Consider the following 10,525-nt stretch of genomic DNA (forward strand, 5'->3'; position numbering starts at 1 on the left):
GCGTCATTCTTCGATGGAAGTCAGGGGGGCGGACTCGCGCGGGCGCACGTGGTCGGCATCGAAATGGCAGGAAAATACCGAGCCCTTGCCGACCTCGCTTTCAATCTCCAGCCGTGCGTGGTGCAGGCCGAGGATGTGCTTGACGATGGACAGGCCCAGGCCGGTACCGCCGCTTTCGCGGGAGCGGCTGCTGGAGACACGGTAGAAGCGTTCGGTCAGGCGCGGCAGGTGGGAGGCCGGGATGCCGTAGCCGGAATCGCGCACCGCCAGCACCGCGCCGTCGCCTTCGCGGCGGAACTCCACGGCGATGCGGCCGCCGGCCGGCGTATAGCGCACCGCATTGGTGACCAGGTTGGAGAAGGCGCTGTGCAGTTCCTTGGTCGAGCCCTGCAGGTCAACGCCAGCCAGGTCATCGATGCTGATCTGGTGGCGGCCCTGGCTGTGGGCTTCGGCTTCGCGGCGCAGGGTGGCCAGCATCGGCTGCATGGCCACGGTCTCTTCCTCGCTGTGTTCCTGCGATTCGAGGCGCGACAGCGTCAGCAGGTCTTCCACCAGCTGGGCCATGCGCTGGCTCTGCTTGCGCATTTCTTCCAGCATCGGTCCGGTTCCCGGGAAATCCTCCGGGTCCATCATGTCCAGGTAGCCGTGGACCACAGTGAGTGGCGTGCGCAGTTCGTGTGAAACGTTGGCGACGAAGTCGCGGCGCACCTGTTCCAGACGCAACAGCTTGCTGACGTCGCGGGCGATCAGCAGCCAGTAGTCCGACGAATAGGGAATCAGGCGCAGGTTCAGGCGGATCGCCGGATCGACCGGCGAGGGCACGTCCAGGATCGGCTCGGCATTGCGACCCCCGGCCAGCCAGTGGGCCAGTGGCATCGGCTGCAGGCGTTCGACCAGGGCCTCACCCAGGTCGCCGGGATGATGCAGGCCGAGCAGGGCGGTGGCCGCTTCGTTGAACCACTGCACGCGCTGGCTGTTGCGGTCCAGCACCACCACCGCATCGGGCAGCGCGGCGGCGGCGGCGCGGTAGCTGCGCAGCATGTCCAGCAGGCGGCGCTTGCGCACGCGCATTTCCACCTGGTTGCGGTACAGCAGGCGGTCCAGCTCGTTCCAGACGCCGGTGCCTTCTTCGGCGGTGTCCCAGCGCTGGCGCGCGGTCAGCCGCCGCAGCACGCTGCGCAGGCGCCAGTAATGCCAGGCCAGGGTAGCCAGTGCGCCCAGTGCGATGCACAACCACAGATGGCCCGTGAACCACCCCACCAGTCCGGCGAACAGCAGTACCGCGGCAACGGTGGCCAGGGTCTTCAACCAGGCAGAGCGGATGTGGCGCGGCATTGCGATCTCGTCGTTGAGGTGCGGCGGTTCACTGGGATGAACCGAGGGTTATAGCAGAGTTGCCGGCGCCGGCACCCGCGGGTGCGTGGCGTCGGCACGACGAGACTCAGGTAGCAGTGGAGAAGCGGTAGCCGGCGCCGCGCACGGTCTGCACCATGTTCTCGGCGTTGAACGGTTCCAGCGTCTTGCGCAGGCGGCGGATGTGCACGTCGATGGTGCGCTCCTCCACGTACACGCTGCCGCCCCACACATGGTCCAGCAGCTGGGCGCGGGTATAGACGCGCTCCGGGTGGGTCATGAAGAAGTGCAGCAGGCGGTACTCGGTGGGGCCGATCGGCACCGGCTGGTCGTTGGCGAACACGCGATGGGCGGCGCCGTCGATGCGGATCGGGCCGACGGCCACGCTGCCGTCCTCGTCATCTTCGCGGGCGCGGCGCATCACCGCACGGATGCGGGCCAGCAGTTCGCGCGCCGAGAACGGCTTGACCACATAGTCGTCGACACCGGCTTCAAGGCCACCGACGCGGTCATTCTCTTCGCCGCGGGCGGTCAGCATGATGATCGGCACTTCGCGGGTCAGGGTTTCCTTGCGCCAGCGGCGGGCCAGGTCCAGGCCGCTGGTGCCGGGCAGCATCCAGTCCAGCAGGATCAGGTCGGGGACGCGATCGGCGATGGCGGTCTGGGCCTCACGGGCGTCGCCGGCATGGACCGGTTCGTAATCGCCCTTACGCAGGGCGAAGGCGACCATTTCACGGATCGCGGGCTCGTCATCGACGATCAGGATGCGTTTCTGCACGAGGACACCGTAGGGCTCGGTTACTGGAGTGGTGCCAGTAGACTACGGTTTGATGACATGTTTGTGACTACCTGGCCGGAACCGTCCTGGATTGCCATCGGCCGGTCATGCAGCGCTCAGCGGCGGTCCAGATCGGGGTCCTGCACGCCCTGGCGGCGCAGCTCCAGCACGGTGGGGGTGATCGCCTCGATGCGGGCATCCACACGTGCCCGGCCTACATAGTCCAGCGCCGGATTGCGCTTGAGGGCCTGCAGCTGCATCAGCGACTGTTCCGGCCGGCCGCTGAGGAAGGCCGCCTCGGCGTAGGCCTCGCTGGCACGCACGCTGTCGCCGGCCAGTTCGCTGGCGCGGGCGTACCGCTGCTGGAAGACCGGATCGTTACCACTTTGCGACAGCAGGGGCCGCAGCATGGCCTGCGCGCGCTGGCCGGCCTCGCGGCTGCCCTGTTCGTTCAGGATCTCGGCATAGGTCAACGCCACCGGACGGCTGTTGGGGTGCTGGCGCAGCAGCTGCTCGAAGCGGCTGTTGGCCTGGGCGCTCTGGCCAGCACGCGATTCGGCCTCGCCCAGCCCCAGTGCCAGCCACAGGTTGTCCGGGCGGGTCTGCAGCAGGCCTGCCAGGGTCTGCCGGGCCTGGGTGGCGCCGGCGCGACCGCTGCGCATCACCGCCAGCGCCTGGCCATAGCGCTGGGCATCGTTGAGGCCGTCCTTCTGGCGCTTGGCCAGATCGGCATACTCGCGTTCCAGCTCTGGGGTGGAGTCCGCGCTGAGCACGCGCAGGCGCTCGCGCGCCCAGTCGAAGTCACCACTGGCGCCGCGGCTGAGCTGGCCCATCGGGATGCGCAGGACGCTGCTGGGCAGCAGCGGGTTGTTTCCGCGCAACAGGGGTTCGGCCAGGCTGGGATCGGCCGGGTCCACGCGCTCCCTGCGCTCGCCACTGGGGGTAGTGGTGGTCAGCAGCACCGTGTCCTTCTTCATCTGGTCGGCGCGGGCCTTGGCCTCGCTGATGCGGGTGATGTTGACCGGGTGGGTGCGCAGGAACTCGGGCACGCTGTAGCCGCCCTCGTTGCCGCGCATCGCCGATGCCATCCGCTCGAAGAAGCCGGCCATGGCATCCACGTCGTAGCCACTGCGCGACAGGGTGCGGATGCCGAGGCGGTCGGCCTCGGACTCGTTGGAGCGGGTGTAGTTGATCTGCCGCTGCTGCATCAGGCCCATGCCGGAGCTGATCGCGGCCATCGTGGCGTTGCCGGAGGACGTGCTGTTGCTGGCCTGTGCGGCCACCACCGCCGCCAGCATGCCGAGCAGGATCGGGATCTGGTCGCGCTGGGCGCGCTCGACCCCGCGCAGCACGTGCTGCTGGGTGACGTGGGCGATTTCGTGCGACAGCACCGCGGCCACCTCGTCCTCGCGCTCGGCGGTCAGCACCAGGCCGGCATTGACCCCGATATAGCCGCCCAGCGTGGCGAAGGCGTTGATCTGGCGGTCCTTCATCACGAAGAACGTGTAGGGCTGGCGCGGCTGGTCGCTGTTGGAGCCGAGGCGGGTGCCCATGGTCTGCAGCCAGTCGTTGACCAGCGGATCGTCCAGCAGGTAGCCGTAGTTGCGCAGCTCGCGCAGCATCATCGCGCCGTACTCGGCCTGGCGGGCCGGGGTCAGCAGCTCGCCGGCCGACGAGCCGATGTCGGGCAGCTTCTCCTGGGCCTGGGCCAGCGGCATGGCCAGGGCCAGGGTGACGGCGGTAGTCAGCAGCAGGGCTCGCAAGCAGGGGGTCCTCGGGCGGGGCGCGCCAAGCGTGGCAGGGCAGGGGGCAACCATTCGTTAATCCACAGTGTTGCGGCCGTGGCGTGGAATTTCCAGCGCACCGGTACCATATGTAGACCGTCGATCCATCGTGGAGTTTCCCGTGACAGCCCAGACCGCCGGCGGCGCCCCCGCCATCACCATCTATTCCACCGCCGTCTGCCCGTACTGCGTGGCCGCCAAGAACTTCCTGAAGAGCAAGGGCCAGCAGTGGACCGAGGTCCGCATCGACCTGGACCCGGTCGAGCGCGAGAAGATGATGGCACTGACCCGTCGCACCAGCGTGCCGCAGATCTTCGTCGGCGACGTCCACGTGGGCGGCTACGACGACATGATGGCCCTGCACCGTGAAGGCAAGCTCGAGCCGCTGCTGGCCGGGCAGGGCCAGGCATGAGCGCGGCCGACGACGGCAGCAAGGACCGTATCGCCGAGTTCACCGATTTCCGCAAGCGCATGAACGAACGCATCCTGGGTGAGCCCAACCAGGTGGTGCGGCGCTTCTTCGCGCTGGACACGCAGACCTACCAGGCCGGCGCCTTGGATGTGAAGACCAAGGAACTGCTGGGCCTGGTGGCCTCGATGGTGCTGCGCTGCGACGACTGCATCAGCTACCACGTGGCTCAGTGCAAGGACGCCGGGGTGACCCGTGAAGAGTTCTTCGAGACCTTCTCGGTCGGCCTGGTGGTCGGCGGTTCCATCGTGATCCCGCACCTGCGCCGCGCGGTCGACTTCCTCGACCAGCTGGAAGGCGGCGCCGCCGCCCCGGCAGCGCACGAGCACTGAGCCTGACGGGAACCGGCCCATTGCGGACCTCCCGGTAGTGCCGGCCGCTGGCCGGCATTCCCTGAACCCGGCACGGCCGAGGTTGCCGGCCAGCGGCCGGCACTACCGCGATCCAGCCGCCAATGCGCGCGGGCACACTGCCTGAGCCGGGCACTGGGACCATGGTCTATTTGGGACCTCGGCCCCGGCTCAGGCATAATTGCCGGTGAAACTTCCTTTGCGCCGGCGTTTCCGGGCACGTCCGGACGGCGTTTTTCCCCCTGTTCGGAACATCGATCAATGACGCAGAAAATTACGGTCATCCGCGGCGACGGCATTGGCCCGGAAATCATGGACGCCACCCTGTTCGTGCTCGACCAGCTCAAGACTGGCCTGGAGTACGAAGACGCCGACGCCGGCCTGGTGGCCCTGGAAAAGCACGGCGACCTGATGCCGGCGGTGACCCTGGAATCGATCGCGCGCAACAAGGTCGCGCTGAAGAGCCCGCTGACCACCCCGGTCGGTGGTGGCTTCACCTCGATCAACGTCAGCCTGCGCCGCCACTTCGACCTGTACGCCAACGTGCGTCCGGCCCACACCTTCCCGAACACCAAGTCGCGTTTCGACAACGTCGACCTGATCACCGTTCGTGAGAACACCGAAGGTGCGTACCTGGCCGAAGGCCAGGAAGTGTCGGCCGACGGCGAGACCGCCTTCTCCGGCACCCGCATTACCCGCAAGGGCTCCGAGCGCATCGTGCGCTACGCCTTCGAGCTGGCCCGCAGCGTCGGCCGCAAGAAGGTCACCGCCGTGCACAAGGCCAACATCATCAAGTCGACCTCGGGCCTGTTCCTGAACGTCGCTCGTGAAGTGGCCGCGCAGTACCCGGAAATCGAATTCCAGGAAATGATCGTCGACAACTGCTGCATGCAGCTGGTGATGCGTCCGGAACAGTTCGACGTGATCGTCACCACCAACCTGTTCGGCGACATCATCTCCGACCTGTGCGCTGGCCTCGTCGGCGGCCTGGGCCTGGCCCCGGGTGCCAACATCGGCAAGGACGCGGCGATCTTCGAAGCCGTGCACGGCACCGCGCCGGACATCGCCGGCCAGGGCAAGGCCAATCCGTGTGCGCTGCTGCTGGCAGCCGCGCAGATGCTGGACCATGTCGGCCAGCCGGAGAACGCCGAGCGCCTGCGCAAGGCCATCGTGGCGACCATGGAAGCCAAGGATTCGCTGACCGGCGACCTGGGCGGCACCGGCACCACCATGAGCTTTGCCCAGGCCATCGCCAGCCGCCTGTAAGCGGCCGGCAGACCTCGGTTGGATCCACAGCGGGGCGCCTTCGGGCGCCCCGTTGCGTTGTGGGCCGGCTCGGTAGATCCACGCCATGCGTGGATGGCGGGGCTTTGGTCCGCAGCCACCCATGGGGTGGCTCTACAGGGGATTGTCTGTGCGTATATCGCACAGGTCATGTGCTGTTGCACGGCTGGTTCGTGCGCCATCCGCTCCGCATCCTGTGCCCACTTTCCACTGCACAGGAGTCGCTCCATGAATCTCACCGCCTTCGGCCTGGCCAGCCTGATCGGCATGGCCGCCACCACTCCGGTCGTCGCCGCCGAGCCGGCCCATCCCACCATCCGCCATATGGCGGGCGCGCCGGTCGCGACTTCGCTGGATGCGGCGAAGACCGCCGTGCTGGTGATCGACTTCCAGAACGAGTACTTCGATGCCAAGGCCGCGCCGGGCTTTGCCGGTGGCCGCATGGTCATTCCCGATGGCGTGGCCGCACTGCGCCAGGCCAAGCGGGTGGTCGAGTTCGCCGATGCTCACGGCATCCGCGTGATCCACGTGCAGCACGTGTTGCCGGCCGGCGCGCCGCTGTTCGCACAGGGCAGCGTCAATGCCGCCTTCCATCGCGACCTGCAGCCGCGCAAGGGCGAGACCGTGGTGCAGAAGGACAACGTGAGCGTGTTTGCCGGCGCTTCGGCCGCTGTGCTGGACAAGGTGCTGAAGGACGCCGGCATCGACACCCTGATCGTGACCGGTCTGCAGACCCACGCCTGCGTGGCCGGTGCCGCGCGCGACGCGGCGGCCGCGCCACGTGGCTACCGGGTGATCGTGTCGTCCGATGCCAGTGCCAGCCGTGATCTGGATCTGGCCAGTGGCCAGCGCATCGGCCATCGCGCACTGCATGAAGCCTCTCTCGCCCAGATCGAGGATACCTTCGGCGATGTCATGACGACTGACGCGATCCTGGCACTGCCGGTGCGCAAGACCGGCGACGGCGCTTGATAAGCTGGCGGGGCCCGCATGCCGCGGGCCCCGCCAGATGGAGTTGCCCGCCGATGGATCACTTCGCCGCCCTGCGTGCGCTGCGCGCCATCGTCGATGCAGGCAGCTTCACCGCGGCCGCCGAACGCCTCGGCACCACCCATTCGGCAATGTCGCGGCAGCTGCGGCAGCTGGAAGAGCATCTGCAGGTGCGACTGCTCGATCGCAACAGCCGCCGGCTGTCACTGACCGAAGCCGGTCGCGACTACTACCGCGAGGCGGCAGCGCTGCTGGATCGCCTGCAGGAAGCAGATGGTCGTGTGCGTGCCGCGCAGGCGCAGCCCAGTGGCATCGTACGCATCAGCGTGCCGCAGGTCGTGGCCAGCCAGGAGTTGCCGCATTGGCTGCCGTTGTTCCTGCAGCGCTACCCGCAGGTCTCGCTGGATCTGTCGGCGGATGATCAGCTGGTCGATGTGGTGGGTGGCGGCTTCGACCTGGCGCTGCGCATTGCGGCTACATTACCGGACAGCCAGCTGGTCGCGCGCGAGCTGGCCAGCTGCCCGCGCATCCTGGTCGCTGCGCCGGCCTACCTGGCGCGTCATGGCCTGCCGCGTCAGGCATCGGATCTTGCGCAGCACACGCTGCTGGGCTTCAGTCCCACACCGTCAATGCCGCCCTGGCAGTTGCAGGGGCCGCGCGGTGCCAGTGCGAGCGTCGAGGCCGGGCAACGCCTGCGGGTGGATGCGACGCCTGCGCTGTATGCCGCCGCGCTGGCTGGCATGGGCATCAGCCTGTTTACTGCGCTGACCGTGCAGGAGGACCTGCGTGCCGGCCGCCTGATCCGTGTGCTGCCTGCCTGGCACGCGGGACAGCGGCGCTACTTCGCGCTGTATCCGCATGCGCGGGCATTGGCGCCGAAGGTGCGCGCGCTGGTCGAGCACCTTGCGGCGCACTACGCTGCACAGGTGGGCGTGGCAGGGTAGTCGCGCGGCTGCAACCGAGGTGGTGATGGAGTCGGTGTATCTGCTGGTCGCGCTGGGCGCGATCGTCGCCGGATTCGTGCAGGGCCTGTCCGGCTTCGCCTTCGGCATGGTGGCCATGTCGTTCTGGGCGTGGGGGCTGGAGCCACGATTGGCGGCGACGCTGTCGGTGTTTGGTGCGCTGGTCGGGCAGCTGGTCGCGGTGTTCACCGTGCGCCGCGGATTCAACCTGCGCCTGCTGCTGCCGTTCGTGCTGGGCGGGCTGGTCGGCATTCCGCTGGGCGTGATGGTGCTGCCACAGCTGGACATGGACTGGTTCAAGGCGCTGCTGGGCGGCTTCCTGGCGCTGTGGTGCCCGGTGATGCTGATGGCGCGCTCGTTGCCTCCGGTCCGCGTCGGCGGCCGTATCGGTGATGCGATTGCTGGCATGGCCGGTGGCGTGCTCAGTGGCATCGGCGGCTTTGCCGGGCCGGTGCCGACGTTGTGGAGCACTCTGCGAGGCTTCGGCAAGGACGAACAGCGCGCGGTCATCCAGAACTTCAACCTGGCGATGCTGGCGGTGACCATGGCCACCTATATCGGCAGCGGCCTGGTGAACCGGCAGATGTTGCCGTACTTCGCCATCGTGGCACCGGCCATGCTGGTGCCGACCCTGCTGGGTGCGCGGGTCTACATCGGCATCAGCGAGGCGCGCTTCCGGCAGGTCGTGCTGGGCCTGCTGACCGCGTCAGGCATCGCGTTGCTGGCGTCGTCGCTGCCGGTGCTGCTGGCGCGCTGAGGGGGAACGAAAAAGGGCGCCACGAAGGGCGCCCTTTGTCGTCTATGGCATGTTTCGGCTCAGCGCTGCTGGATCTTCGACAGCAGGCGCAGGAATTCAACGTACAGCCAGACCAGGGTCACCATCAGGCCGAATGCGCCATACCACTCCATGTACTTCGGTGCACGCTGGGCGACACCGGTCTCGATGAAGTCGAAGTCCAGCACCAGATTCAGCGCGGCCACGACCACCACGAACAGGCTGAAGGCGATGCCCAGCCAGCTGGAGTCATGGATCACCGGCACGTCGATGTTGAAGAAGCCCAGCACGAACGACGCCAGGTAGAGCAGGGCGATGCCGCCAGTGGCCGCGACCACGCCCATCTTGAAGTTCTCGGTGGCCTTGATCAGGCCGCTGCGGTACGCGAACAGTAGCGCGAACAGGGTGCCGAAGGTCAGCAGCACGGCCTGGAACACGATGCCCGGGAACTTGGCGTTGAAAACGGCCGAGATGGCGCCGAGGAACAGGCCTTCCACCAGCGCGTACATCGGCGCGGTGACCGGCGACCATTCCTTCTTGAAGACGGTGATCAGCGCCAGCACCAGGCCGCCGATGGCGCCGCCCATGGCATACAGCCTGGCACCGGGCAAAACCTGACCGTAGTCGTCGATGGTCTGGTTCCAGGCGAAAGCGGCTGTCAGTACGGTCAACAGCAGCAGGAAGCCGGTCTTGTTGACGGTGCCGTTGAGGGTCATTGCCTGGTCGGGGCTGGTCACCACCGAGCCACTGGCGAGGTCGAGGAAGGTGGACTCGGAAAGAGCCGGGTTGCCGCTGCGCATACGCGTTCTCCGTGCGAATGAGGGTCAGGACGGCCATCCGGCCGATGGGCGTGAGCATAGCCGATGACTGCTTTCGGCGTTGTGGCAGGCACTGGATCTGCGCATCCTGCGTTGACAGTTCCCAATGCGCTTGGCGACAATGACCAACTCCCCGGGCGTGGCCCGAGGGGATTGCAAGACCGGGGTATAGCGCAGTCTGGTAGCGCGCCTGCTTTGGGAGCAGGATGTCGGGGGTTCGAATCCCTCTACCCCGACCAATCCCACATCACGTCGGATTGGACACCGTTCCGGTTCGGGCGCCCGTAGCTCAACTGGATAGAGCACCGGCCTTCTAAGCCGGCGGTTACAGGTTCGATTCCTGTCGGGCGCGCCATTGGAATCAATGGTTTAAGTGCTCACATCCGTGAACACCGGTTCCCATTCGATGGCTGCGCGACCCTGGGTGGCGAGCATTCCACCTTCCTCTTTTCCGACGAAAAGTACCCTTTGCATGGCGTGCAGTCGCACGGCGTGATGTCATGCCGGTTGCGGTTGACCGGCGTCTGACGACGATCGGCTCACTCCGCAGGTGCTTGAGCAGCGCCGCCTGGGATGAGGCAATGCGCCCGGCAACGAAAAAAGGCCAGCGCTATGCGCTGGCCTTTCTCATGTCGCGATGGACGCACCCTGGTCGAGTGCGCTCTGGATGGATCACATCTGTTCCAGTTCACCCACCCGGACCTTGCCGCTACCGCAGTTGCCGTGGCAGCCGCCGCTGATCGGGCCGCTGCCGCCGCCGCCACCGCCACCACGGGCCGCGCCGTGGGGAGTCCGGACAGGGAGGAGGGGCCGGGTACAGTCGCGGGGGCTTGGCGCGCCTGGCCCCGGGTTCGCTGGCCGGCAGGGCGCTGACCATGGACCAGGCGCGGCGCAACCTGGTGCGTGTGGGCCTGGAGCTGGCCGATGCCTCGCAACGTGTTTCCACCTTCCCCGCCGACTAC

10 protein-coding genes, 2 tRNA genes and 1 pseudogene are annotated in these 10,525 nt (G+C 67.3%); 9 read left to right on the top strand and 4 right to left on the bottom strand.

Annotated elements, in window-relative coordinates:
• Nucleotides 1-3: 3 nt before the first annotated feature.
• From phoR to EKL94_RS16345, 3 genes are all read right to left on the bottom strand, one after another.
• Nucleotides 4-1,335, bottom strand: a complete 1,332-nt coding sequence (gene phoR / locus EKL94_RS16335; RefSeq protein ID WP_032129078.1) for a phosphate regulon sensor histidine kinase PhoR — start codon at nucleotides 1,333-1,335, stop codon at nucleotides 4-6.
• Between the two features lie 106 nt (nucleotides 1,336-1,441).
• Nucleotides 1,442-2,131, bottom strand: coding sequence for a phosphate regulon transcriptional regulator PhoB (gene phoB / locus EKL94_RS16340; protein ID WP_005408258.1), 690 nt, complete (start codon nucleotides 2,129-2,131; stop codon nucleotides 1,442-1,444).
• A 116-nt stretch (nucleotides 2,132-2,247) separates the two neighbouring features.
• The gene (locus EKL94_RS16345; RefSeq protein WP_185830049.1) at nucleotides 2,248-3,948 is read right to left on the bottom strand and encodes a M48 family metalloprotease; all 1,701 of its coding nucleotides are present in this window, start codon (nucleotides 3,946-3,948) and stop codon (nucleotides 2,248-2,250) included.
• 88 nt (nucleotides 3,949-4,036) lie between these two features.
• Between EKL94_RS16345 and grxC the strand changes: the two genes are divergently transcribed.
• The 6 genes from grxC to EKL94_RS16375 all read left to right on the top strand — a co-directional run bounded on the left by grxC (nucleotide 4,037) and on the right by EKL94_RS16375 (nucleotide 8,727).
• Nucleotides 4,037-4,327 carry a glutaredoxin 3 gene (gene grxC, locus EKL94_RS16350; RefSeq protein ID WP_049400919.1) on the top strand — a complete coding sequence of 97 codons (291 nt, stop codon included), beginning with the start codon at nucleotides 4,037-4,039 and terminating at the stop codon, nucleotides 4,325-4,327.
• A complete protein-coding gene (locus EKL94_RS16355; RefSeq protein ID WP_005408260.1) occupies nucleotides 4,324-4,716 on the top strand; it encodes a carboxymuconolactone decarboxylase family protein in 393 nt (130 codons plus the stop codon). The genes grxC and EKL94_RS16355 overlap by 4 nt, the downstream gene beginning before the upstream one ends.
• 279 nt (nucleotides 4,717-4,995) lie before the next feature.
• A complete protein-coding gene (locus EKL94_RS16360; RefSeq protein ID WP_126929892.1) occupies nucleotides 4,996-6,000 on the top strand; it encodes an isocitrate dehydrogenase in 1,005 nt (334 codons plus the stop codon).
• Between the two features lie 246 nt (nucleotides 6,001-6,246).
• Nucleotides 6,247-6,990 (top strand): cysteine hydrolase family protein, encoded by a 744-nt coding sequence (locus EKL94_RS16365; RefSeq protein ID WP_126929893.1) that lies wholly within the window; start codon nucleotides 6,247-6,249, stop codon nucleotides 6,988-6,990.
• A gap of 53 nt (nucleotides 6,991-7,043) precedes the next feature.
• Entirely contained in the window at nucleotides 7,044-7,952 is a 909-nt protein-coding gene (locus EKL94_RS16370; protein WP_126929894.1) for a LysR family transcriptional regulator, read from the top strand.
• A gap of 25 nt (nucleotides 7,953-7,977) precedes the next feature.
• Nucleotides 7,978-8,727, top strand: a complete 750-nt coding sequence (locus tag EKL94_RS16375; RefSeq protein WP_126929895.1) for a sulfite exporter TauE/SafE family protein — start codon at nucleotides 7,978-7,980, stop codon at nucleotides 8,725-8,727.
• 59 nt (nucleotides 8,728-8,786) lie between these two features.
• Here EKL94_RS16375 and EKL94_RS16380 read toward each other — a convergent pair whose 3' ends face one another.
• Entirely contained in the window at nucleotides 8,787-9,545 is a 759-nt protein-coding gene (locus EKL94_RS16380; protein ID WP_126929896.1) for a Bax inhibitor-1/YccA family protein, read from the bottom strand.
• A 180-nt stretch (nucleotides 9,546-9,725) separates the two neighbouring features.
• On the opposite strand from EKL94_RS16380, the gene EKL94_RS16385 reads away from it, so the two are divergent.
• From EKL94_RS16385 to EKL94_RS22880, 3 genes and pseudogenes are all read left to right on the top strand, one after another.
• Nucleotides 9,726-9,802: transfer RNA gene (locus tag EKL94_RS16385), tRNA-Pro, on the top strand.
• A 39-nt stretch (nucleotides 9,803-9,841) separates the two neighbouring features.
• A tRNA-Arg gene (locus EKL94_RS16390) sits at nucleotides 9,842-9,918 on the top strand.
• Nucleotides 9,919-10,259: 341 nt separating this feature from the next.
• Nucleotides 10,260-10,525, top strand: a pseudogene (locus tag EKL94_RS22880) (N-acetylglucosamine-6-phosphate deacetylase); the annotation flags it as partial.

This window comes from Stenotrophomonas maltophilia, assembly GCF_003970865.1.
Lineage (GTDB): Bacteria > Pseudomonadota > Gammaproteobacteria > Xanthomonadales > Xanthomonadaceae > Stenotrophomonas > Stenotrophomonas maltophilia_AR.